This window comes from Burkholderia sp. 10_S31, from assembly GCF_056930375.1.
The window spans coordinates 3413471-3436276 of sequence record NZ_JBXOWK010000003.1; the positions used below are offsets into that span (position 1 = coordinate 3413471).

The window sequence follows — 22806 nt, forward strand, 5'->3', positions numbered from 1 at the left end:
CGGCTCAGCCGACGAGCGCGTAGGTCGACGTCGCGTGAACGGCCATCTTGCCGTCCTCGTCGAACAGCTCGACTTCGCCGAATACCAGGTTGCGGCCCATCCGCAGCACGCGCGCGGTGACGAGCACGTCGCCCTTGCGCACCGGCCGCATGAAGTTCGTGTTCAGCGATACGGTCGTCATCGGCCGGAACTCGCCGAGAGCGGCCGAGATCGCCACCACCATCGCGGTGTCGGCGGCGGCCGTGAACACCTGGCCGCAGATGATGCCACCCGAATGACGGAATTCGCCGGAAAACGGCAGGCGCATCGTGACGCTGTCGTCGCCGATCGATACGGGGACCAGACCAAGCGAGCGGACCCACGGGGCCAGCAGGCGATCCAGCAATTCGCGGACTGCGTTTTCGTCCATCTTCGAATGTCCAGAAAACGTTGCGCGACCGCCGCGCAACGAGTGTGGACGTCATCATACCGGGAGCGCGCCAACTGCGATGGCTCGTTACCGCGCCGACAGCCGCCGTAGGGGTCACGAAATATTTTGAGGGAATTTGCAGAAAGCACTTGCCAAGACCGAAATACCCATGCATAATCTTTCTTCTGTTGGGGGCGTTAGCTCAGTTGGTAGAGCAGCGGACTCTTAATCCGTAGGTCGAGTGTTCGAGTCACTCACGCCCCACCAGGAATTCCGAAGCCCGGTTAGCGAAAGCTAACCGGGCTTTTTCCATTGGTTTCGCACACCTTTCGGCGCCGCCCGGCCGCTGTCGCATCACGGCAGGCAATCACATACATGCCTCCTCGCCCATACACTTTCCGCTAGAATCGTCCGATAAATATCACATGGCCGTCACGGTGATCGCCGTATCGCCGCCGGCTCTGAGAGAGCATGGGACGTTACACATGGAATCATCCGAGCGAGACGCGACCATTCAAAGGGCATGGTCGCGCCGATATCGGCGCGCACGTCGAGTCGCGCCCGCCCCCCGATCGCATCCGGACCCGTCGCACGACGCGCGCAGCGGATCCGCTCATGCTGCGTAAGGACGCCCTCGTCGCGTTCGCGCTCGGCATTGCGCTGCTCGTGGTCGCGGCCGCGCTCGCCGTCATCGCGAGCCGCGCGGCCGGCCATCTGCTCCGCGCGCCGGGCACGGTCGTGCGCATCGTGCAGGACAACGACGCGATGCGTGCATATCGTCCGATCGTCACCTATCTCGCGAACGACGGCCAGCGCCACGAAGTCGTCGGCAATACCGCATCGACGGTCCCGGCGTACGACATCGGCGAAAGCGTCGACATCCTGGTCGACCCGGACCATCCGAACCGTCCCGTGCTCATCGACGATTTCGCGCAACGCTGGTTTCCCGTCGCGGTCCCGGCACTGCTCGCGGTCGTGTCGCTTGCGATCGGCAGCCTGCTGTACGTGAACGAGCGCCGCAGCCGGCAACTCGACACGCTTTCCGCACTGGCCGCACGCAAGGCGGTCCGGCGCCGCTGGAACATCGCGATCGTGCTGGTACCGATCGCGATCGGCACCGGCTTCCTGGCCAGCGCCGGCGCAGTCGGGCTGCGCCAGTGGCAGATCGCCCGCCATTACGCGCACTCGACCGGTCATGTCGTCGAGATCGCCGAAACAACACACTCGCCCCGCGCCCGCACATCACTCTATTCAGTGAGCATCGCGTTCACGACCGACAGCGGCCGCCTGGTCACGTTCGCACAAGACTCGACGTCATCGCATCCCGGGCTGTACGAAGGCGAAATCGTCAACGTGCTGTACGACCCGGTCACGCCCGAGCGCGCAGTCGTCGACCGGTTCTGGGATCGATGGGAACTCACGGCAATCCTGTTCGCGATCGGCACGCCGTTCCTCGTCGCCGGACTGTTCGTCGCAGGCGTGCTGTGGCCGGAGCACCGGCCGCTCGAAATCGCCGAATGACGAACGCGAAGCCGAGCCGTCAACGTCGCGCCCCACCCTCACCGCTCCCTGAACGCCTCCACCTTCGCGCGGTTCCCGCACGTGCGCATGTCGCACCAGCGTCGCCCGACGCCGCGGCCGCGATCGACGAAGAACCAGGTACAACGGCCGCACTGCCGCACACGCGCGAAGTCGTCGCCGCGCAGGAGATGCTCGAACCCGAGCGCGGCCGCATCGATCCAGCGCGACGCGGCGCGCGCATCAGGGCGCCACGCGAAGCGGCCATCGACCACGTCGAATGTGCTGCGCCCGATCGCATCGCGAATCGCCACGGCGAGCCGGTCCACCGCTCGCGCGCCTGCGCTGCCGCCGTCGCCGGCCGTGAGGTACGTGAGCGCCGCATACGCATCCTCGCGAAATCCATGCAGCGCGGAGAGTTCATCTGCGCCATCCTGCCGCGGATGACGCAGGAACCGCGTCAGGTCGGCCGCCTCCAGCAACCCTGACTTTCCGGCCCACGCACGCACGGCCAGCCAGTCGACGAACTTGTCGTCGGCGCGCGTCCTGCCCGTGTCGGCCACCGTGTTCAGGAAATCGAGCGCCGGATGGCCGCCGACGAAATCGGCCGCGCTCCATGCGTGCGCCTGTCGCGCAGGCTCGCGTCGAGTAACCATTTATTTCCGCCTATAGGTTTCATATCCGGATGAACAGGCGTAACCTGTTAATAACCAAAACAGGTTAGCACGGAGGCGCCGATGCTCGATCTCGCCAATCGCTTCATTTTCGAAGGTCACCGGATCGCATGGGGTACGCTCGGCGAAGGCCCCCCGCTCGTGCTCGTGCACGGCACGCCGTTTTCATCGCAGGTGTGGCGCCGGATCGCACCGTGGCTTGCGCGGCGCCATCGCGTGTTCTTCTACGACCTGCTCGGCTATGGCCAGTCGGACATGCCCGACGCGGACGTATCGCTCGGACGGCAGAACGTGCTGTTCGGCGCGTTGCTCGACGAATGGAATATTTCGCGCCCGCGCGTGCTTGCGCACGATTACGGCGGTGCGACCGTGCTGCGCGCGCATTTCCTCGACGGCATCGCATATTCGGACCTGACACTCGTGAACCCGGTCGCGATCGCGCCGCAAGGCTCGCCGTTCGTGCGGCATGTCGCGCAGCACGAAGCCGCGTTCACCGGATTGCCGGCCTATGCGCATCATGCGCTGGTGTCAGCCTATATCGGCAATGCGGTCGCGCAGCCGTTGAGCGACGACGTGCTGTCGATCTACCGCTCGCCGTGGCTCACGCCGGCCGGCCAGGCCGCGTTCTATCGCCAGATCGCACAGATGCGCCAGCGCTACATCGAGGAAGCGGAGGCCCGCTATGCGCCGCCGGACTTTCCGGTGCACATCGTATGGGGCGAGGACGACGGATGGATTCCGCTCGAACAGGGGCAGGCGCTTGCCGATCGCATCGCGAACGGCAAGCTGATCAGGGTGCCGCGCGCGGGTCACCTGGTCCAGGAAGATGCGCCGGAGGCGATTGTCGCCGCCGTGCTCGACCGGTAGGCGCACCCGCGCGGGTGCATCGGGAAGTGCGGCTTACCAGGGCAGCGAATAGGTTTTCGTATTCGTAAAGCTCTTCATCGCCTCCTGCACGCCTTCCTTGTAGCCGAGGCCCGAATCCTTCACGCCGCCGAACGGCGTGAGCTCGAGCCGGTAGCCCGGCACCTCGCGCACGTTCACGCTGCCGACCTCGAGCTCCGTGATGAAGCGCGTGATGTTGTCGAAGCGGTTCGTGCAGACCGACGACGACAACGCGTAGTCGGTGCTGTTCGACATCCGGATCGCCTCGTCGATGTCGCGAAAGCGCATGATCGGCGACACGGGCCCGAACGTCTCGTACTTCACGAGCGGCATGTCGGGCGTCACGCGATCGATGACGGTTGGCGAGTACAGCGCACCGTCGCGCACGTTGCCGACCAGCAGGCGCGCGCCGCGCGCGATCGCGTCGTTCACCTGCTGCTCGCAGAACTTCGCGGCCGCTTCGTCGATCACCGTGCCCATGTCGACCGACGGATCGGCCGGGTTCCCGTAGCCCCAAGCGCGGGTTTTCTCGACGACCAGCTCGGTGAAGCGATCGGCCACCGCCTCGTGCACGAGCATCCGCTTGATCGCGGTGCAGCGCTGCCCCGAGTTCTTGTACGAGCCCGACACGGCGAGCGTGCTTGCCTCGTCGAGATCGGCGTCTTCCATCACGATGATCGGATCGTTGCCGCCGAGCTCGAGCACCGCGCGCCGGTAGCCCATCCGCGACGCGATCGACTTGCCGATCGACACGCCGCCGGTGAAGGTGATCAGGTCGATCGCCGAGTTCGTGATCAGCTCGTCCGCGATTTCCTTCGGGTCGCCGGTAATCACCTGCAGCATCTGCGGCGGCAGGCCGGCTTCATACAGGATGTCCGCGAACAGGTAGCACGACAGCGGCACCTTCTCCGACGGCTTCACGACGATCCGGTTGTTGGTCGCGATCGACGGCACGACCTTGTGCGCGACCTGGTTCATCGGATGGTTAAACGGCGTGATCGCGGAAATCACGCCGAGCAGCGGCTCGCGCTGCGTGTACACGCGGCGTTTCTTGCCGTGCGGCGTCAGATCGCACGAGAAGATCTGCCCGTCGTCCTTCAGCACTTCGCCCGCGCCGAACGTGAGCACGTCGGCGACGCGCCCGGCTTCATACGTCGAATCCTTGATGCACAACCCGGCCTCGGCCGTGATCAGCGCCGCGATCTCGGCGGTGCGCGCACGCACGATGTCGGCCGCGCGGCGCAGGATCGCCGCACGCTCGTGGCGCGTGAGCGACGGCCGGTATGCACGCGCGACCGCGAATGCGCGCCGCACGTCGTCGAGCGTCGCCTTCGGCACGGTGCCGACGAGCGAGCCGTCGTACGGGTTGCGCACGTCGATGACTTCGTCGCGATAAATCCGCTCACCGTCGATTCGCAGTGCTTCACGATGAAGCGCGCGGACACCCGTCGATGCTGCAATGGCGTTCATGAGTATCTCCCTGGCGGATACGTGCGTATCACTGCAGATGGTTGAGCGCGATGTCGATGATGTCGAAGTTGCGCAGCCGCGCGCGGCCCGAAACGTCGGTCGCGACCGGCTTGCTGAAGATCAGCGGCACGATCTGCTCGGAGATCCCGCCGTGCGAGCGCAGCGGCACGTCGAGGCCGGACAGGTCGTGCTTGATGCGGCGCGTGCCGAGCACGACATCCTGCTTCGAGATCACGATCAGGTCGCCCATCCGCGCCGGCGGCAGCTCGAACCGCGCGCAGCCTTCGGCGCCCGTCAGCACGACCTCGATGCCGTCCACCGCGGCGAGCCGCGCGCGCAGCACGTCGGCATCGGCGGAACCAGGCACGTAGACCGTCGCGAACGAGCCGAGCGCGCCGTGGTGCACGACGTACGGATCGGTGATCGGCAGGATCACGCGCGCCGCATCGTGGCCGAGCCACTCGTCGAACAGCTCCTGCAGGTAGATCACGTTCGGCTCGCCGGTCTCGCCGTCGTGCTTCGCGTTCATCCCGTGGTCGGCCGTGATCGCGACGATCGCGCCGAGTTCGTCGAGCCGCTTCAGGTACGTGTCCATCATCTGGTAGAACGCGTTCGCGCCGTCCGTGCCGGGTGCGCACTTGTGCTGCACGTAGTCGGTGGTCGACAGGTACATCAGGTCGATCGGGCGCGTCTCGAGCAGGCGCACGCCGGCCGCGAACACGAATTCCGACAGGTCCGCGCTGTACACGCTCGGCACCGGCTTGCCGACCAGTTCGAGCACGTTGTCGATGCCGTTTTCCTCGATGCTCGCCTCGTCGGCCTTTTCCGACGAGAAGCAGATGCCCTTGAGCCCCTTGCCGAGCAGGCGCCGCAGCTTGTCCTTCGCGGTGACGACCGCGACGCGCGCGCCCTGTTCGGCGAAGGTCGCGAGCACGGTGGGCGCGACGAGGTACTTCGGATCGTTCATCAGCACCTCGGCGCCGGTGTCGCGATCGTAGAAGTAGTTGCCGCTGATCCCGTGGATCGCCGGCGGCACGCCGGTCACGATCGACAGGTTGTTCGGGTTCGTGAAGCTCGGCACCACACACTCGCCCTTGAGCGCCGTGCCCGGCTTCAGCAGCGTGCGCAGGAACGGCGCGACGCCGGCCTCGGCCGCCATCTCGAGATATTCATAGGCGCAGCCGTCGACGCAGACGACCACCACGGGGCGGCTCATCCAGTTGTAGCGGCGGCCGTTCACTTCCACGGATACAGGCGTTTCAGTCATGACGTTCAGTCCTTTCGGTTCGAAGGGGGTTGAGCTGTCGGCGCCCGCGCCGCGCCGAGGAGGTGTTTTCCATGCTTGACATTAAAATGGATGATTTGTAGATTGTCAACAACATGCAGAGAACAGAAAGCAAAATACGAAAGCACGAGGAAGCACAAAGAGGGCTGGTCTCCACTCATCCGCCGCTCGCCGCGGCGCCACAGTCAAGGGGTCTGAAGATGAACGAAGTGCCGGTACACAAGCGTTTGAATGGATGGGCGACGGGCGTGGCCCGTCTCGCGCTGGCCGCCGCAGTCGCACTGGGCGCGGCGCAGGCGGCCCACGCGAAGACGTCGCTGCTCGTCTACACCGCGCTGGAAGACGAGGCGATGAAGCCCTACAAGGACGCGTTCGAGAAGGCGAACCCCGACATCGAGATCCGCTGGGTGCGCGACTCGACCGGCTCGGTCACTGCGAAACTCCTCGCCGAAAAGAACAACCCGCGCGCGGACGTCGTGCTCGGCCTCGCCGCATCGAGCCTCACGCTGCTCGACCTGCAGGGGATGCTGATGCCGTATTCGCCGAAGGGCTTCGACCAGCTCACGCGCAAGTACAGCGATGCGAACACGCCGCCGCACTGGGTCGGCATGGACGTGTGGGGCGCGACGATCTGCTACAACCGCGTCGCCGCGCAGGCGAAGAACATCCCGAAACCGACGTCGTGGGAAGACCTGACGAAGCCGATCTACAAGGGCGCGATCGTGATGCCGAGCCCGGTGTCGTCGGGCACCGGCTACCTCGACGTGACCGCGTGGCTGCAGACCTTCGGCGACGACCGTGGCTGGAAATTCATGGATGCGCTCGACAAGAACGTCGCGCAGTACGTGCACTCGGGCTCGAAGCCGTGCACGCTCGCCGGCACCGGCGAATTCCCGATCGGCATCTCGTTCGAGTTCCGCGGCCATGAACTGCAGGCGCAGGGTGCGCCGATCGACCTGGTGTTCCCGAAGGAAGGGCTCGGCTGGGACATGGAAGGCACCGCGGTCATGAAGACGACGAAGCAGCCTGACGCCGCGAAGAAGCTCGCCGATTTCATGGCCAGCAAGGACGCGAACGAGATCACCGCGCGCTGGTGGGCGATCGTCGCGTACCCGGGCGTCGCGCGCAAGCTGACCGGCATCCCCGACAACTATTCGGACCTGCTCGTGAAGAACGACTTCGTGTGGTCCGCGAAGAACCGCCAGTCGATCCTCGACACCTGGCAGAAGCGCTACGGGGCGAAAACCCAGCAATGACGCAGCAGTAACGCCACAACAGGCAGCGGGGCTGCGCGACGCGCCGCCCCGCATCCCTTCCCTTCGTCGTATCCGGCCCGCTTGCGGGCCACCCGCAGCGTGGAGGCGTGCATGGCACCCTATCTGAGCGTAGAACGCATCGAAAAGCGGTACAACGACACACAGGTCCTCACCGACATCAACCTGAGCGTGATGAAGGGCGAGATGATCTGCTTCCTGGGGCCGTCCGGCTGCGGGAAAACCACGCTGCTGCGGATCATCGCAGGGCTCGAGGCGCAAAGCGCCGGCCACATCACGCAGGACGGCCGCGACATCTCGCGGCTGCCGCCGCAACTGCGCGACTACGGCATCGTGTTCCAGTCGTACGCGCTGTTTCCGAACCTCACCGTCTACGACAACGTCGCGTACGGGCTCGTGAACCGCAAGATGAAGCGCGACGAGATCCACAAGCGCGTGCATACGCTGCTCGCGCTGGTCGGCCTGCCCGACAGCCATCGCAAGCATCCCGGTCAATTGTCCGGCGGCCAGCAGCAGCGCATCGCGCTGGCACGCGCGCTCGCGACGTCGCCCGGCCTGCTGCTGCTCGACGAGCCGCTGTCGGCGCTCGACGCCCGCGTGCGCGTGCGACTGCGCCAGGAAATCCGCGCGCTGCAGCAGCGGCTCGGCGTGACGACGATCATGGTCACGCACGACCAGGAAGAAGCATTGTCGATGGCGGACCGGATCGTCGTGATGAACCACGGCGTGATCGAGCAGATCGGCACGCCGCTCGAAATCTACCGGCAGCCCGCGTCGCCGTTCGTCGCGGACTTCATCGGCCGCGTCAATACGATTGCCGCCGAAGTCGCGCAGGACGGCACGCTGCGCGCGGGCGGCGTCGGCTTCGACTGCCGGCACGGCACCGCCCGGCCCGCACAGGGCGCGGCCGTGTCGGTCTACGTGCGGCCCGAGGACCTGCGCATCCGCATTCCGGGCGAGACGGCCGACAACGTGCTGGCCGGCCGCGTCGAGAAGCTCGAGTTCCTCGGCGCGTTCTGCCGCGTGAGTTTCCGGATCGACGGGCTCGACGGCCAGGAGATCGTCGCCGACCTGTCGTATCACGACGTCGACCGCACCGGCGTGCAGGCCGGCGCGCGCATCGACCTCGCGCTCGATCGCGAGCATGTCCGCGTGTTCCCGAGCGCAAAGGAGCGACTGCAATGAGCACGGTCCTCACCGAACGCCGCCGCGGCGCGGCCGCCCCCGCCGACGTGCGGCAGATCACGCACTGGCACGACCGCATCGCGCAACTCGCGCTCGTCGCGATGGCTGCGCTGATGTCGTTGTTCTTGCTGCTTCCGCTCGCGCTCGTCGTGCAGAAATGCTTCGTCGATGCGGACGGCCATTTCGTCGGCGCGCACAACTTCGTCGAATATCTCGAGGACAGCGGCGTGCTGCGCTCGATGCTCCATTCGCTGACGGTCGGCGCACTCGTCACGTCGATCGTCGTGCCGATGGCGTTCACGTTCGCGTATGCGCTCACGCGCTCGTGCATGCCGCTGAAGAACGCCGCACGCACGATCGCATTGCTGCCGCTGCTCGCGCCGACGCTGCTGTCCGCCGTGTCGTTCATCTACTGGTTCGGCAACGCGGGGCTGCTCAAGCCGCTGCTGCACGGCCATTCGATCTACGGGCTGCCGGGGATCGTCGCGAGCATGGTGTACGCGTCGTTCCCGCACGTGCTGATGATTCTCGTCACCGCGCTGTCGCTCGCCGACGGCCGGCTTTACGAAGCCGCCGACGCAATGGGCACGAGCCGCACGCGCAAGTTCTTCACGATCACGCTGCCCGGCGCGAAGTACGGGCTGATCAGCGCGACGATGGTGGCGTTCACGATGTGCATCAACGACTTCGGCGTGCCGGTGGTGATCGGCGGTTCGTACAACGTGCTGTCGACCGACATCTACAAGCTGATCATCGGGCTGCAGGACTTCAACCGCAGCGCGGTCGTGAGCCTGATGCTGCTGTGCCCGGCCCTCGTCGCGTTCGGCGTCGACTTCTTCATCCGCCGCCGCCAGCAGTCTCAGCTCGGCGCACGCTCGACGCCGTACCAGCCGAAGCCGTCGCGCGGTTTCGACTTCGCGATGCTCGCGTACTGCGCGCTCGTCTGCGCGTTCTTCATCGCGGTCGTCGGCATCTCGGTGTTCGCGTCGTTCGTGAAGTTCTGGCCGTACCAGATGAGCCTCGGGCTGCAGCACTACAAGATGGGACTGATCGGCGCCGGCATCTTCGATGCGTACAAGAACAGCCTGCGGATGGCCGCGACCGTCGCGCTCGGCGGCACGATCGTCGTGTTCGGCGGTGCGTACCTGATCGAGAAGACTCGCGGCGCGCGCTGGCTGCGCGGCTTCATCGCCCTGTGCGCGATCCTGCCGATGGGCGTGCCGGGCCTCGTGCTCGGCATCAGCTACATCTTCCTGTTCAACGCGCCCGGCAATCCGCTGAACGGGCTGTACGGGTCGCTGTGGCTGCTCGCGATCGTGACCGTCGTCCACTACTATGCGTCGAGCCACCTGACCGCCGTCACCGCGCTCAGGCAGATCGACAGCGAGTTCGAGGCCGTGTCGGCGTCGCTGAAGGTGCCGTTCTACAAGACCTTCCTGCGCGTGACCGTGCCCGTGTGCCTGCCTGCGATCCTGCTGATCGCGCGCTACCTGTTCGTCAACGGGATGACGACGGTCTCCGCCGTCGCGTTCCTGTACTCGCCGGACACGCAGCCCGCTTCCGTCGCGATCCTGAACCTCGACGACGCGGGCCAGATGGGCCCGGCCGCCGCGATGGCGACGCTCGTGCTCGCGACCTCGTCGTTCGCCTGCGTGCTGTTCGCCTGCATCTCGCACCGGCTGTTGCGCCGCACGCAAGCCTGGCGCACCCCGCATCGCCGTTGATCCGTTAGCCGCATTCACGTGACGTCCCGACTTCACCAAGGAGACACCATGACGCTCGCCACCCAGCCCATCCTGCTCACCCCTGGCCCCCTCACGACCTCGGACCGCACGCGCGACGCGATGCTGCGCGACTGGGGTTCGTGGGACAGCGACTTCAACGCGATCACCGCTCGACTGCGCGAACGGCTGCTGCAGATCGTGCACGGCGAAGGCACGCACGAATGCGTGCCGCTGCAGGGCAGCGGCACATTTTCGGTCGAGGCCGCGATCGGTACGCTCGTGCCGCGCGACGGCCACGTGCTGGTGCCGAACAACGGCGCGTACTGCGCGCGCCTCGCCAAGATCTGCCGCGTGCTCGGCCGCAAGCTCACGACGATCGACTACAGCGAGGACCGCCGCGTCGATCCCGCCGACGTCGAACGGGCACTCGTCAGCGATCCGACCATCACGCACGTCGCGCTCGTGCACTGCGAAACCGGCGCCGGCGTGCTGAACCCGCTGCATGACGTCGCGCAGGTCGTCGCGAAGCACGGCCGCGGGCTGATCGTCGACGCGATGAGCTCGTTCGGCGCGATCGACATCGACGCGCGCACGACGCCGTTCGACGCGGTGATCGCGGCATCCGGCAAATGCCTCGAAGGCGTGCCGGGGCTCGGCTTCGTGATTGCGAAGCGCGCGACGCTCGAACGCTGCGAAGGCAATAGCCACTCGCTCGCGATGGACCTGTACGACCAGTGGGTGTACATGCAGCGCACGACGCAATGGCGCTTCACGCCGCCGACGCACGTGGTCGCGGCGCTCGACGCGGCCGTCGCGCAGTACGTCGACGAAGGCGGCCTGGCCGCACGCGGCGGCCGCTACCAGCGCAACTATCGCGCGCTGATCGACGGGATGCGCGCGCTCGGCTTCCGGCCGTTCCTCGATCCGGCGATCCAGGCGCCGATCATCGTCACGTTCCACGCGCCGGACGATCCGAACTACGACTTCAAGCGGTTTTATCAGGAGGTCAAAAAGCGCGGCTACATTCTGTATCCGGGCAAGCTGACCGAAGTCGACACGTTCCGCGTCGGCTGCATCGGCCACTTCGGCGAAGCCGGTATTCCGGGCGCGGTCGCCGCGATCGCCGACACGCTGAAGGCGATGGGCGTGCGCCGCGTGTCCGCCGAAGCGGCGGCCTGACGCGACACACCCGGCCGCACTGCGGCGCGCGGCCCACCCGCCGCGCGTCGCCGTACGGCGGTTTCGTTTTCGCTTTCCCGCCGTGCGCGGCACGGCCATCCGACCCTTACCGGCACGACACCCGATGCGACCTTTCTGGATCGAACAAGCACTGTTCAACGACGGCGATCTCGCCCCCGCGCTGCAGGGTGCGACGCAGGCCGACGTCTGTATCGTCGGCGGCGGCTTCACGGGGCTCTGGACCGCGATCCAGGCGAAGCAGCAGAACCCGGCGCTCGACATCGCGATACTCGAGGCCGATCTGTGCGGCGCCGGCGCGAGCGGACGCAACGGCGGGTGCCTGCTCACATGGTCCGCGAAATTCCTGACGCTGCGGAGGCTGTTCGGCGAAGCGGAAGCGATCCGGCTCGTGAAGGCGTCGGAGGCAGCCGTCCAGCACATTGCCGACTTCTGCCGCGCGCATCGGATCGGTGCCGAACTGCGGCTCGACGGCACGCTGTACACCGCCACGTCGCGCGCGCAGGTCGGCACGCTCGCGCCGGTGCTCGACGCGCTCGCCGCGTGCGGCATCCACAGCTACGAGCCGCTGCCGGCCGCCGAAGTCGTGCGCCGCTCGGGCTCCGCGCGCAATCTCGACGGCGTGTACTCGCCGATCGCCGCGACCGTGCATCCGGGCAAGCTCGTGCGCGGGCTGCGGCGCGTCGCGCTCGACATGGGGATCCGGATCTACGAGCGCACGCCGTTCGTCGACTTCACGCCGGGGCAGCCGGCCGTCGTGCGCACACCGTCGGGCAGCGTGCGGGCGGACAAGCTGGTCTTCGCGATCAACGCGTGGATGGCGAGCCGCTTCCCGCAGTTCGAACGCACGATCGCCGTCGTATCGAGCGACATGGTCATCACCGAGAAATGCCCGGAACTGCTCGAGCAGACCGGGCTCGTGGACGGCGTGTCGGTGCTCGATTCGCGGATCTTCGTGTACTACTACCGCACGACCGCCGATGGCCGGCTGATGCTCGGCAAGGGCGGCAACACGTTCTCGTGGCGCAGCCGCATCGCGCCGGTGTTCGACCGGCGCTCGCCGTACGAGGCGCAGCTCACGCGCAGCCTGCGCGAATTCTTCCCGTCGCTCGCGGGCGTGCCGGTCACCGCGAGCTGGAACGGCCCGTCGGACCGCTCGGTGACGGGCTTCCCGTTCTTCGGCCGCCTCGACGACGCACCGAACGTGTTCTACGGCTTCGGCTATTCGGGCAACGGCGTCGGACCGACCTACATGGGCGGGCAGATTTTGTCGTCGCTGGTGCTCGGCCTCGATAACGCGTGGACGCGCAGCCCGATCGTGCGCGGCCCGCTTGGGGCTTTCCCGCCGGAGCCGATTCGTTATGTCGGCGCGCACGTCGTGCGCAACGCGATCCGCCGCAAGGAGCGAGCGGAAGACGAGAGCCGGCAGCCGGCGCTCGTCGACACGTGGCTCGCGAAGTTTGCGAGTGCGGCGGGGAAGGCCGACAAGGCGTGACTGACGAGCACGATGTGATGGGGGTCAAGAAACGCACCCGGCTCGCCAGGGCTGCCGCATCACCGACTTCGATTCGAGCTCGCGCACCGCACGGATAACAAGGAAGGGAAAGTCCTTCAATAGAACAAGTCAAATCGTCGATGCCTTGCCTTCTCTAAATCAATCAGTCCGCCATGTAATTAACTGCAAATCAATAAGACCCGTCCCGATGCCGAGCGGATTAACGATACATTCATTACGCGACATACCACCCTTCCATTATCTCGATTTTATTGACAAAACCGACATGATAGGATTTCACGTTTTCAACAAAAAATGGATTCCTCGCATTTTTCATGCACCGGTCATCCACTATCGAAATCTTGATTAGCGACTCCCGATCCATCTCAAGGGGATCACAGTTCGGACATGCAGCGATCGCAGTCGATGGAGTTGTATACGGCAGAGCCCATCCGGGATGGGACGTTGATAATGTCTTGAACTACCTGAATCGTCAGCAAACCAAGATGCAACGCGATACGGTCGGCTATCTCGTCAACGCCTCCGAGGCCGAAAAAGGGATTATTATTTCCGAGATAATAAAGAGGCGGAATGAAAACAAGCACCACTCTCTTGTCGACAACAACTGCTCATCAAATATAGCCGAAATACTCGGCAAGGCGGGAATACTGGCTTACGACCCGAGATGGCAGCTCCCGGGTATCATATCCCCAGCGGATTTGATGACCGGTCTGCACCATTCGAAACGATTGATTGGAATCAGACGATACCCAAAGAAATGACGCGCTTTCTGCTATTAGCCGCACTCGTCGTGATGTTCAGTGCGTGCTCGAAATATAGAGATGAGCAATGGACGGCGCTTCAAGACATGCCTGCCTTCGCCGAGCCCAACGACGATAGAACCCAGCCAATCTTTACGATCGGGAAAGGCGAGTCCTGCGTTCCTCTGACGGATCGTGTTGCCAAAATTTACGCATACACTCAAGTGCGCTGCGAATCCGGTACCGGCTGGGTCCTCGACGATTTCTTCGACAAACGAGGCGGCAAATAGTCGCTTACCGGCGATCGCCGCATTCTTTCGTCATGGATGTGCGGCGACACGTACCGCGTCCGCTCACGCGCCGGCCCTCTCCCGCGCCGCCTTGCCCGCTCCCGGCAGCCCCTGCTCATGCGTGCGGCGCATCCGTGCGAGGCCGTGCGAGACGTGCTCGCGCACCAGCGCGACCGCTTTCTCCTCGTCGCCGCTCGCGAGCGCCTGAACGATCTTGTCGTGCTCGGCCGCCGACACCGCGATCGCATCCTCCTCGGCCTCGATCGCGGCCTGGCGCAGCAGCCCGAGCTGGCGCACGAGCCGGCGATAGGTGTCGGTGAGGTGCGTATTGCCGACGCCGACCACCATCGCGTCGTGGAACTGCACGTTCAGCTCGGTGTAGCGCGTGACGTCGTGCGTCTTCGCCGCATCCTTCATCGACTGGATGATGCCCTTCAGCACCTTCAGCGTGTCGGGCGAAATGCGCTTCGCGAGCGCGCGCGCGACCGACTCGTCGAGCATCGCGCGCACTTCGTAGATCTCCTCGGCCTCGCGCAGCGGCACGACGCGCACCGTCACGCCGCGGTTCTTCTCGTTGCGCAGCAGCCCGGCCTGCTCGAGCGCGCGGAACGCCTCACGCACGGGACCGCGCGACACGTTCAGCTTGGTCGCGATATCGACTTCGTTGAGTTTCTCGCCCGGCGCGTATTCGCCGGATACGATCGCACGCTCGAGCATGTCCTGGACAATCATCGCGAGCGACTGGCTTTGCAGGAGTTCGATGGCGTTGAGCGCGTTCGGGGCAGTCATGGTCGGGCAGGCAGCGCAGCTGCGGGTGAAAAAAACGAGGGCGCCATGTCGGCGAATGATCCTTGTATACCCTCGCCCCGATAGATTGTCAACAGTTTTCAGTTTCCAAAAGTCAATCGCGCGGCCGGCGAACGCGCGTTGAGCCGCCGCGCGCGTTCACCGGTTTCGCGAATTTCGGATCGCACTTTCGGGCACTTTCCTGCACTTTCCGGCGCTTTTCCCACGCCTTCTCTCGTTGGCTTTCCTCGTGCTTCGTCGCGGCTTCCCGCCGCGCGTCACTTCGGCAGCGCGGGGATCATCCACGTCAGCACGTGCTGCTGCAGAAACACGAGCACGCCGAGCAGCAGCGTGAGGATCACGCTGTGCCAGAAGGTGCGCGCGAACACGACACCTTCCTGCCCCTTCAGGTCGGTCGTCGACACGCCCGTCGCGATGTTCTGCGGCGAGATCATCTTGCCCATCACGCCGCCCGACGAATTGGTCGCGGCCATCAGCACCGGATCGAGGCCGAGCTGCCTGGCGGCGACGACCTGCAGGTTGCCGAACAGCGCATTGCCGGACGTGTCGCTGCCGGACAGGAACACCGCGATCCAGCCGAGCGACGCCGACACGAGCGGGAACAGCGCACCGGTCGACGCGACGCCGGTGCCGAGCGTGTAGCTGATCCCCGAGTAGTTCAGCAGGTAGGCGAGCCCGACGATCATCATCACCGTGACGATCGCGATCCACGTCTGCCGCCACGTCTTGACCACGCATTCGAAGAACGCGCCGACGCCGGTGCGCGTCAGCACGGCCGTGATGATCGCCGAGATCAGGATCGCGGTGCCGGTGCCGAGCGGCTGGAAGTCCCAGATCGCCGCATATGGCTTGTGGTACAGCGACACGAACACCGTGTTGTGCAGGCCCGGCCACTGGATCTTCACGTCGCCGATCGCCGCGATGTTCGCGTGCACCCAGACGATCACGACCACCGACACGACGATCCACGGCAGCCAGCCGCCAAAGCCCGCGCGCGCAGCGCCGGCCGTGGCGGGCACGCTGCGCGCGAGCGCGTATTGCGGATCGGGCTGGGGCTTCCATACCTGCAGGAAGCCGATCGTGACGATCAGCGACGTGAGCGACGACAGCACATCGGTGAGCTGGTAGCCGAGGAAGTTCGACGTGACGAACTGGGCGATCGCGAAGCTGGCACCCGACACGAGCAGCGCGGGCCACAGCTTCGAAATCGAGCGCAGGCCGCCGTATGCGCCGACCACGTAGAACGGCAGCAGCAGCGCGAAGAACGGCAGTTGCCGGCCGACCATCGCGCCGAGCGTCGCGGGCGGCAGCGACGTGACCGCACCGAGCACGGTGATCGGCACGCCGAGCGCGCCGAACGCGACCGGTGCCGTATTGAACAGCAGCGTGTAGGTGAGCGCTTCGAGTGCGGGGAAGCCGAGTGCGATCAGCAACGCGCTGGTGATCGCGACCGGCGTGCCGAAGCCGGAGATCCCTTCGAGCAGACAGCCGAACGAGAACGCGACGACGAGCAGCACGAGGCGGCGGTCGTCAGGCAGGTTGTCGAGCATCCATTGCCGGAACTGGTCGAAGCGGCCCGACTTCACCGCAATGTTGTACAGCAGCAGCGCGTTGAACACGATCCACATCACCGGCACGACCGCGAGCGCCATGCCGGCGCCGACCGCGTTGAACGCGAGGCCGGCCGGCATGCCCCAGGCGCCGATCGCGACTGCGAGGCCAGCGACGAGCCCGGCCAGCGACGCTTGCCACGCCGGCCGGCGCAGCACGCCGAGCGCGATCAGTGCGACCGCGATCGGGATCACGGCGACGAGGAACGACAGGAACAGCGAGTTGGCGACGGGCGTCAACGGCTGCGCGAACAGGATGCCGGGCGGCAGGGTTGCGGTGGGATTCATCGTGTCTCGTGTCTCCGTGTCGACCGGAGTTAGCGCTTTAGCGCTTACTCCGGTCCCATGCTTCGCGGTCGACCGGAGTTAGCCCTTTAGCGCTTGCTCCGGTTCCATGCTTCGCCTTCGACTGAAGCGAACGCCCTGACGCCTGCGCATGCCCCGGTCCCGTATCAAACGTGTGTTCCACGGCTGCGACGATCATCCATCCAACGCTTGTGCATGCAACCATGCCGCAGCGCCGACCGATCGGTCGCTTAAAAGAGGTTAGGAGGCACATCGCGCTTTCACAAGGAGGGCAAGCCCCATACGCGTGGCGCCGATACACGGCATCCGCGGCACGCTGAACGGCGGCTGACGGCCCGCTGACGCGCGCGCCAGCAAGCCGGCGGCGCAATGTTGCTCAGTCGACAAAGGTGACTGACGGCGAGCGGGGTGTTTCGTTTGGCATCCGAAGCCTAGACTGGCTGCATCGATTCCGCCCGCGCCGGAAAACGGCACGGCTCCGGAGACCTCACGGAGCAAACACGATGAAAACCATGAAACTTGCTGCCTGCGCGTTACTGCTGATCGGCTCGGCTGTCGCCGCCCAGGCCCAGGCCGCGTCGGCGCTGACGCGTGCGCAAGTTCGCCAGGAACTCGCGGAACTGCAGGCAGCCGGCTACCGGCCGAGTCTCGCCAGCAGTCCCGACTTTCCGCAAAACATGCAGGAGATCATGCAGCGCGCCGCGCAGGCGCGCGGCGACGCGGCCGGCTACGGCCGAGACGGCCATGCGAACGTGGAATCGGGGAAGCCGGCGCTGCCGCACGTGGTCGATCGCGACACGTACGCCCATCACTGAAGCGGACGAAACCGGGCCGGGCGCGTAAATACGCGACCACCCGCCGGCGGCCTGCCCGCCGCGCGACGCGCAGCGGGCAGCTGCCATTACACGCTGAAGCGGTTCAGCGTGTATGCACGATAGGCCGCGACGAATGCGTCAAATGATCCGGCCTCCTTCGCTTCCAGCTCGGCCTGCTCGGCCAGCGTCTTTGCCGCGAGCGCCTGCTCGGTGCGCATCGTCTCCGCCGACGGCGGATTCGCGCGGAAGTGCGCGGCATGCGCTTCGCTGTGCGCGCGCGCGAACGCGAGGAACGACTGCCCGTTCTCGCGCATCTCGCGCAGCACGCGCGCCGACGGCGTGCGCTCCGGATCGGCGAGCTTCTCGCGCTGCGCGGCGATCGCACGCGTATGCTCGTCGCCGCCGCGAATCTCGTCGAGACGGCGCCCGATTGTTTCGATGTCGGTCATCAACTCGTCGGCCCATGCCTGCAGCGTGACCGGCTGGCCGTCGCGCATCAGCGTGAGTCCCGGCTTGCGCCCGTCCATCGTCACGCTGCCGAAGTTCGCATTTGCTTCCTTGTATGCGTCGCAATCGAGCACGGGACTCTCGTCGAGCGCACACGCGAGCAGGAATGCGTCGATGAAGCGGGCGGTATCGAGCGCGATGCCGGTCGGCTCGAACGGATCGATGTCGAGGCAACGCACTTCGATGTACTGCACGCCGCGCGACGCAAGCGCATGAAGCGGACGCTCGCCCGAATACGTGACGCGCTTCGGCCGGATCGTCGAGTAGAACTCGTTCTCGATCTGCAGCACGTTCGTGTTGATCTGGATCCACTCGCCGTCGCGATGCGTGCCGATCGCCTCATACGGCGGATACGGCTCGCTCACGGCCTTCGACAGCGCGTCGAGATAGCCGGGCAGCGTGTTGTAGTCGACTTGCAGCGCGGCCTGCGCGGTCGTGTTCGAGTAACCGAGGTCGCTCATCCGCAAGCTCGTCGCATAGGGCCGGTACAGCGTATCGGCGTCGAACGTGTCGAGCTTGTGCGGCTTGCCGCGCAGGAATTTCGCGTCGAGCGCGGGCGACGCGCCGAACAGGTACACCAGCAGCCAGCTGCGGCGGCGGAAGTTGCGAACCTGCGCGAGATAGCGCTCCGACTGATAGTCGACGAGCGTGGCCGTCGAGCCTTCGTCCGCATGCAGACGTCGCCACACTTCCTCGTGCAGCGAGTAGTTGTAGTGGATGCCGGCAATGCACTGCATCGTGCGACCGTAGCGATACGCGAGGCCACGGCGGTACACCGTCTTCAGGCGGCCGATATTCGACGTGCCGTAATCGGCGATCGGGATTTCATCGTCGGCCGGCAGCAGGCCCGGCATCGAGTCGTTCCACAGCATCTCGTCGCCGAGCGACGCATACACGTAGCGGTGCAGATCGTCGAGACGTTCGAGCGTGAGCGACGCGTCGGCTTCCGCCGGCGTGATCAGTTCGATCAGCGCTTCGGAATAGTCGGTCGTCAATGACGGGTGCGTGAGGGCCGAACCGAGCGCGCGCGGATGCGGCGTAAACGCGATCATCCCGTCGCGCGTCACGCGCAGGCTTTCCTTTTCGATGCCGCGCAGGCCGTCGGGCAGATGCTGCCGCGTCGGGCCCGAGCTCAGCGCTTCGAGACGATTCAGCAGCAGTTCGGACTGGCGGTGAGTCATGGTGTTCGACATGGAGACGCAAGTGCGTGACGGCCGCGCGCAGAACGCCACGCGCGGCCGGCTGGATTATTGGTCGCTTCGTTGGTAGCGGGCACTTTAACATCTCGCCGAAACACGCGCTTGAGGTGGCTCAGGGCGGTGCGCGACGGCCGCCGCTGGCCGCCGGGCGGACCGATGGCGACGATCGCCGCGCGCGCGGCCGACCGCCGTCGGCACCGACGAACGCTGCGAACACGCGCAATTCGTCGGAAGGAACGCGAACGGTGCGCGAAGCGGCGCCGACAGGTGCAACCCGCTTAGCCGAACCGGCCATACGATACGGTCGAGGCTTGGTCGACCTCACATCAGGGGCAACAGGCACAGGAGCGGTTCGATCGCCGCCCGGCGTCGCAACCATGAGGAGGACCGACCGATCGCCGCCGGGCCCGTGCCCGCCGCAGGTTGCATCGCGGTCTTGCCCGGCCGCACCCGCCGGCCGGCCGCTGCGACCATCACCCGCCGCGCGCGCCGCCGGCCCGGTCCGCCACGTCGTTCCACAGATGAAGCGCCGCATACGCGCGCCACGGCCGCCAGTCTTCGGTACGCCGCTTCTGGCTCGCGAGCCGGTCGAGCGACGGATCGCGCGCGGTAATCGACTGCATCAGCACGAGATCGGACGCCGGCCACGCGTCGGGGTCGCGCCACGCACGCATCGCGATGTATTCGACGGTCCACGGGCCGATGCCGGGCAGATCGAGCCACGCGCGGCGCAATGTTTCGAGGTCGGCCTGCGCAGGATCGAGCGGCACGTGGCCGGCCGCCACCGCACGCGCCATGCCTGTCAGCGCCGCGGCCCGCTTGCCGGGCATCCCGATCTTCTCCAGATCGCATGCGGCAAGCGCATCCGGTGTCGGGAAACGCCAGGCGGGCGCGCCGTCCGACGCCGGCATGCCGTCGTCGTGCACCACCCGCTCGCCAGCCCGCTGGACGAGCCGGCCGACGATCGTCGTTGCCGCCTTCACGCTCACCTGCTGGCCGACGATCGCGCGCACCGCGAGCTCGAATCCCGACCAGGCGCCCGGCACGCGCAGCCCCGGCGCCGCTTCCACGAGCGGCGCGAACCACGGATCACGCGCGAGCCCGCCGCCGATCGCGGCCGGATCGGCGCCGAGATCGAACATCGACGCGACGCGGTGCGCGAATGCATCGTCGACACGGCGCGCGGCCGCCCCTTCGACCGTCGCGATCAGGCAATGCCGACGCGGATGCTTCGTGACGGTGAGCCGGCCCGCATCGCCGTACAGATCGACGATGCGGCGATACACACCATCGACGACCTGTTCGACACCCGGAATCGCACGTCCGCTGAAGAAGCGCAGCACGCGCGCCCAGTCGTACGGCGCCTTGAAGCGCAGTTCCATCTGCGCGGACGGCGGCACCTGGCCGCCGTCCGCGATCGACGTAATGGTGGTGGTTTCGATGCTCAAACTGCGTTGCCCTCCGCAACGGCTTCGGTTTCATCGTCGCGCACATGGCGCGCCTCGGACGCGAGCAGCGTCGCCTTGCGGCGCACGCCCCAGCGATATCCTGCCAGCGCGCCGCCCTTCTGCACGACACGGTGGCACGGAATCGCGAGCGCGACCGGGTTCGATGCGCAGGCCGATGCGACGGCGCGCACCGCACGCGGAGCGCCGAGCGCCTCGGCGATCTCCGAGTAGCTGCGCGTCTCGCCGTACGGGATGTGCGTCAGCGCTTCCCAGACGCGCTGCTGGAACGCGGTCGGCGCGATGTCGAGCGGCAGGTCGAACGCGTGCCGCGTGCCGTCCAGGTATGCGCGGATCTGCGCGATGAACGGCGCGAGCCGCGACGACGCTTCGACCAGCTCGGCGCGCGCGAACGCGTCCTTCAGCTCGCCGACGAGCGACGCCGGTTCGTCGCCAAACGCGATCCGGCAGATGCCCTGTTCGGTCGCGGCGACGAGCACCGTGCCGAGCGGCGTCGACGCGGTCGCAAAGTCGATCCGCAAGCCGGCGCCCTGGCGACGGAACGCAGATGGTGCCATCCCCAGTTCGCGCGGCACCGATGCGTAGAGCCGCGACGGCGAATTGAAGCCGGCGTCGACGGCCGCTTGCGTGACAGGCTGCCCGCTTTGCAGCGCCTCGCGCAGCGCGGCGCCGCGCTGCGCGGCCTGATACTGCCGCGGCGACACGCCGACCACGCGCTTGAACAGCCGCTGCAGGTGGAACGGACTCACGTGCACGGCGTCGCTCAGCTGCTGCAGCGTGAGCCGCTCCGGATGCGCGTCGAGCACCGCGCACGCGCGATTGACGATTTCGAGTTCGCGCGGCAGCCCTTCCGGCTGGCAGCGCTTGCATGGGCGGAAGCCAGCCGCGCGCGCGGCGGCCGGATCGGCGAAGAAGGACACATGCTCGCGCCGCGGCAGCCGCGACGCGCAGCTCGGGCGGCAGAACACGCCGGTCGTGCGCACCGCATAGAAGAACGCGCCGTCCGCATGCGGATCGCGGGCGGTCACGGCGCCCCAACGGGCATCGTCGGTCGGATAGGCGGTTTTCATCTGAACCTCGCACTCTCTAGTGTAGATGGTGCCTACTCTAGACATCGGCCTGGGCCGTCGCGCCCTGAATCTTGCTCTGTGATTCGCGCCGACGAAATCGGGGGCGTATCGCAATCGATCGATCGGACGAAAAGCCGCGCGAGCGCTGCTTCGGCGCCGCCTTTGTCACGCTTTTGTCATTGCCTCACCATCATTTTGCTGCAGTGCAGCTGCGACAAATCGCCGTCCTGACCATTTTTTACACTCGGAATATTGCAACGCACCATCGCCGTGTGTATAGTTGGAACTGTCTCCTCCATGTCTCCTCCTGATATGGATTAAGCCCGTTCCGCTTTGCGTGAACGGGCTTTTTTTTCGTCCGTCGACCGTGGCGCTTTCCGGCATCCGCTGCCGGCGCGGTCTACACTCGGTGCACGCCATCCGCGAAGGAGTGCACCGCTCATGAAACCGACCATCCGCGCGATCGATCACATCGTGCTGCGCGTGACCGACATGGCTGCGATGACGCGCTTTTACTGCGATGCCGTCGGCTGCCACGTGGAGAAGGAACAGCCCGACCTGGGCCTCGTGCAGTTGCGCGCCGGCGACGCGCTGATCGACCTGCTATCGGTCGGCGGCCCCATCGACCGTCCCGACAGCGGCCCGCCCGGCACCGGCCGCAATCTCGATCATCTATGCCTGCGCGTCGAGCCGTTCGACCCCGACGCGCTGATTGCGCATTTCGCCGCGCATGGCGCGCGCCCCGGCGCCCCCGCCGAACGCTACGGCGCCGGCGGCTACGGGCCGTCGATCTATCTGTTCGATCCCGAAGGGAACATGCTGGAATTCAAGGGGCCGCCCGCCGCGATCGGCTGAGCGC

At 66.2% G+C, this 22806-nt stretch carries 20 protein-coding genes and 1 tRNA gene; 12 read left to right on the top strand and 9 right to left on the bottom strand.

Annotated features, from left to right (window positions below):
- Positions 1–4: 4 nt before the first annotated feature.
- On the bottom strand, positions 5–409 hold the full coding sequence (locus tag AC1Z3W_RS36070) for a PaaI family thioesterase (RefSeq protein WP_057924645.1): 405 nt from the start codon (positions 407–409) through the stop codon (positions 5–7).
- Between the two features lie 191 nt (positions 410–600).
- On the opposite strand from AC1Z3W_RS36070, the gene AC1Z3W_RS36075 reads away from it, so the two are divergent.
- Together AC1Z3W_RS36075 and AC1Z3W_RS36080 are read left to right on the top strand one after the other, a co-directional pair.
- A tRNA-Lys gene (locus AC1Z3W_RS36075) sits at positions 601–676 on the top strand.
- Between the two features lie 204 nt (positions 677–880).
- Positions 881–1930 carry a DUF3592 domain-containing protein gene (locus tag AC1Z3W_RS36080; RefSeq protein ID WP_124833740.1) on the top strand — a complete coding sequence of 350 codons (1050 nt, stop codon included), beginning with the start codon at positions 881–883 and terminating at the stop codon, positions 1928–1930.
- Positions 1931–1968: 38 nt separating this feature from the next.
- Here AC1Z3W_RS36080 and AC1Z3W_RS36085 read toward each other — a convergent pair whose 3' ends face one another.
- Positions 1969–2583, bottom strand: coding sequence for a CGNR zinc finger domain-containing protein (locus AC1Z3W_RS36085; RefSeq protein WP_124833739.1), 615 nt, complete (start codon positions 2581–2583; stop codon positions 1969–1971).
- Between the two features lie 81 nt (positions 2584–2664).
- On the opposite strand from AC1Z3W_RS36085, the gene AC1Z3W_RS36090 reads away from it, so the two are divergent.
- Positions 2665–3468, top strand: a complete 804-nt coding sequence (locus tag AC1Z3W_RS36090; protein WP_124833738.1) for an alpha/beta fold hydrolase — start codon at positions 2665–2667, stop codon at positions 3466–3468.
- A 33-nt stretch (positions 3469–3501) separates the two neighbouring features.
- Here AC1Z3W_RS36090 and phnY read toward each other — a convergent pair whose 3' ends face one another.
- Both phnY and phnA read right to left on the bottom strand, forming a co-directional pair.
- Complete coding sequence (gene phnY, locus AC1Z3W_RS36095) at positions 3502–4956, bottom strand: phosphonoacetaldehyde dehydrogenase (protein WP_124833737.1); 1455 nt, start codon at positions 4954–4956, stop codon at positions 3502–3504.
- 28 nt (positions 4957–4984) lie between these two features.
- Positions 4985–6223 carry a phosphonoacetate hydrolase gene (gene phnA, locus AC1Z3W_RS36100; RefSeq protein ID WP_483509464.1) on the bottom strand — a complete coding sequence of 413 codons (1239 nt, stop codon included), beginning with the start codon at positions 6221–6223 and terminating at the stop codon, positions 4985–4987.
- Positions 6224–6441: 218 nt separating this feature from the next.
- On the opposite strand from phnA, the gene AC1Z3W_RS36105 reads away from it, so the two are divergent.
- The 7 genes from AC1Z3W_RS36105 to AC1Z3W_RS36135 all read left to right on the top strand — a co-directional run bounded on the left by AC1Z3W_RS36105 (position 6442) and on the right by AC1Z3W_RS36135 (position 14167).
- Positions 6442–7497, top strand: coding sequence for a putative 2-aminoethylphosphonate ABC transporter substrate-binding protein (locus tag AC1Z3W_RS36105; RefSeq protein WP_057924651.1), 1056 nt, complete (start codon positions 6442–6444; stop codon positions 7495–7497).
- Between the two features lie 111 nt (positions 7498–7608).
- Complete coding sequence (locus AC1Z3W_RS36110; RefSeq protein WP_057924827.1) at positions 7609–8700, top strand: putative 2-aminoethylphosphonate ABC transporter ATP-binding protein; 1092 nt, start codon at positions 7609–7611, stop codon at positions 8698–8700.
- On the top strand, positions 8697–10424 hold the full coding sequence (locus AC1Z3W_RS36115; RefSeq protein WP_057924652.1) for a putative 2-aminoethylphosphonate ABC transporter permease subunit: 1728 nt from the start codon (positions 8697–8699) through the stop codon (positions 10422–10424). The genes AC1Z3W_RS36110 and AC1Z3W_RS36115 overlap by 4 nt, the downstream gene beginning before the upstream one ends.
- Before the next feature lie 48 nt (positions 10425–10472).
- Positions 10473–11603 (top strand): 2-aminoethylphosphonate--pyruvate transaminase, encoded by a 1131-nt coding sequence (locus AC1Z3W_RS36120; protein WP_057924653.1) that lies wholly within the window; start codon positions 10473–10475, stop codon positions 11601–11603.
- A 124-nt stretch (positions 11604–11727) separates the two neighbouring features.
- The gene (locus tag AC1Z3W_RS36125) at positions 11728–13116 is read left to right on the top strand and encodes an FAD-dependent oxidoreductase (protein WP_175825851.1); all 1389 of its coding nucleotides are present in this window, start codon (positions 11728–11730) and stop codon (positions 13114–13116) included.
- 476 nt (positions 13117–13592) lie between these two features.
- Positions 13593–13898, top strand: coding sequence for a hypothetical protein (locus tag AC1Z3W_RS36130; RefSeq protein ID WP_124833734.1), 306 nt, complete (start codon positions 13593–13595; stop codon positions 13896–13898).
- The gene (locus AC1Z3W_RS36135; protein WP_124833733.1) at positions 13895–14167 is read left to right on the top strand and encodes a hypothetical protein; all 273 of its coding nucleotides are present in this window, start codon (positions 13895–13897) and stop codon (positions 14165–14167) included. Before AC1Z3W_RS36130 ends, AC1Z3W_RS36135 begins: the two co-directional genes overlap by 4 nt.
- A 63-nt stretch (positions 14168–14230) precedes the next feature.
- Here AC1Z3W_RS36135 and AC1Z3W_RS36140 read toward each other — a convergent pair whose 3' ends face one another.
- Positions 14231–14956, bottom strand: coding sequence for a phosphonate utilization associated transcriptional regulator (locus tag AC1Z3W_RS36140; protein WP_057924657.1), 726 nt, complete (start codon positions 14954–14956; stop codon positions 14231–14233).
- Between the two features lie 275 nt (positions 14957–15231).
- The gene (locus AC1Z3W_RS36145) at positions 15232–16872 is read right to left on the bottom strand and encodes an L-lactate permease (protein WP_057924658.1); all 1641 of its coding nucleotides are present in this window, start codon (positions 16870–16872) and stop codon (positions 15232–15234) included.
- Between the two features lie 521 nt (positions 16873–17393).
- Between AC1Z3W_RS36145 and AC1Z3W_RS36150 the strand changes: the two genes are divergently transcribed.
- Positions 17394–17705 (top strand): DUF4148 domain-containing protein, encoded by a 312-nt coding sequence (locus AC1Z3W_RS36150; protein WP_175825849.1) that lies wholly within the window; start codon positions 17394–17396, stop codon positions 17703–17705.
- A gap of 86 nt (positions 17706–17791) precedes the next feature.
- Here AC1Z3W_RS36150 and gshA read toward each other — a convergent pair whose 3' ends face one another.
- The 3 genes from gshA to ada form a co-directional block, all read right to left on the bottom strand.
- Positions 17792–19405: a glutamate--cysteine ligase gene (gene gshA / locus AC1Z3W_RS36155; protein ID WP_483509465.1), complete on the bottom strand. Its 1614-nt coding sequence runs from the start codon at positions 19403–19405 to the stop codon at positions 17792–17794.
- Positions 19406–19884: 479 nt separating this feature from the next.
- Positions 19885–20859: a DNA-3-methyladenine glycosylase family protein gene (locus AC1Z3W_RS36160; RefSeq protein WP_057924661.1), complete on the bottom strand. Its 975-nt coding sequence runs from the start codon at positions 20857–20859 to the stop codon at positions 19885–19887.
- Positions 20856–21947, bottom strand: a complete 1092-nt coding sequence (gene ada, locus AC1Z3W_RS36165) for a bifunctional DNA-binding transcriptional regulator/O6-methylguanine-DNA methyltransferase Ada (RefSeq protein ID WP_057924662.1) — start codon at positions 21945–21947, stop codon at positions 20856–20858. Before ada ends, AC1Z3W_RS36160 begins: the two co-directional genes overlap by 4 nt.
- 441 nt (positions 21948–22388) lie before the next feature.
- On the opposite strand from ada, the gene AC1Z3W_RS36170 reads away from it, so the two are divergent.
- Complete coding sequence (locus tag AC1Z3W_RS36170) at positions 22389–22802, top strand: VOC family protein (RefSeq protein ID WP_034179392.1); 414 nt, start codon at positions 22389–22391, stop codon at positions 22800–22802.
- Positions 22803–22806: the final 4 nt, after the last annotated feature.

Bases quoted from the DNA above. Each gene is read 5' to 3' on its own strand.
- AC1Z3W_RS36070 (WP_057924645.1), bottom strand. From the start codon at position 409: ATGGACGAAAACGCAGTCCGCGAATTGCTGGATCGCCTGCTGGCCCCG.
- AC1Z3W_RS36080 (WP_124833740.1), top strand. From the start codon at position 881: ATGGGACGTTACACATGGAATCATCCGAGCGAGACGCGACCATTCAAA.
- AC1Z3W_RS36085 (WP_124833739.1), bottom strand. From the start codon at position 2,583: ATGGTTACTCGACGCGAGCCTGCGCGACAGGCGCACGCATGGAGCGCG.
- AC1Z3W_RS36090 (WP_124833738.1), top strand. From the start codon at position 2,665: ATGCTCGATCTCGCCAATCGCTTCATTTTCGAAGGTCACCGGATCGCA.
- phnY (WP_124833737.1), bottom strand. From the start codon at position 4,956: ATGAACGCCATTGCAGCATCGACGGGTGTCCGCGCGCTTCATCGTGAA.
- phnA (WP_483509464.1), bottom strand. From the start codon at position 6,223: ATGACTGAAACGCCTGTATCCGTGGAAGTGAACGGCCGCCGCTACAAC.
- AC1Z3W_RS36105 (WP_057924651.1), top strand. From the start codon at position 6,442: ATGAACGAAGTGCCGGTACACAAGCGTTTGAATGGATGGGCGACGGGC.
- AC1Z3W_RS36110 (WP_057924827.1), top strand. From the start codon at position 7,609: ATGGCACCCTATCTGAGCGTAGAACGCATCGAAAAGCGGTACAACGAC.
- AC1Z3W_RS36115 (WP_057924652.1), top strand. From the start codon at position 8,697: ATGAGCACGGTCCTCACCGAACGCCGCCGCGGCGCGGCCGCCCCCGCC.
- AC1Z3W_RS36120 (WP_057924653.1), top strand. From the start codon at position 10,473: ATGACGCTCGCCACCCAGCCCATCCTGCTCACCCCTGGCCCCCTCACG.
- AC1Z3W_RS36125 (WP_175825851.1), top strand. From the start codon at position 11,728: ATGCGACCTTTCTGGATCGAACAAGCACTGTTCAACGACGGCGATCTC.
- AC1Z3W_RS36135 (WP_124833733.1), top strand. From the start codon at position 13,895: ATGACGCGCTTTCTGCTATTAGCCGCACTCGTCGTGATGTTCAGTGCG.
- AC1Z3W_RS36140 (WP_057924657.1), bottom strand. From the start codon at position 14,956: ATGACTGCCCCGAACGCGCTCAACGCCATCGAACTCCTGCAAAGCCAG.
- AC1Z3W_RS36145 (WP_057924658.1), bottom strand. From the start codon at position 16,872: ATGAATCCCACCGCAACCCTGCCGCCCGGCATCCTGTTCGCGCAGCCG.
- AC1Z3W_RS36150 (WP_175825849.1), top strand. From the start codon at position 17,394: ATGAAAACCATGAAACTTGCTGCCTGCGCGTTACTGCTGATCGGCTCG.
- gshA (WP_483509465.1), bottom strand. From the start codon at position 19,405: ATGTCGAACACCATGACTCACCGCCAGTCCGAACTGCTGCTGAATCGT.
- ada (WP_057924662.1), bottom strand. From the start codon at position 21,947: ATGAAAACCGCCTATCCGACCGACGATGCCCGTTGGGGCGCCGTGACC.
- AC1Z3W_RS36170 (WP_034179392.1), top strand. From the start codon at position 22,389: ATGAAACCGACCATCCGCGCGATCGATCACATCGTGCTGCGCGTGACC.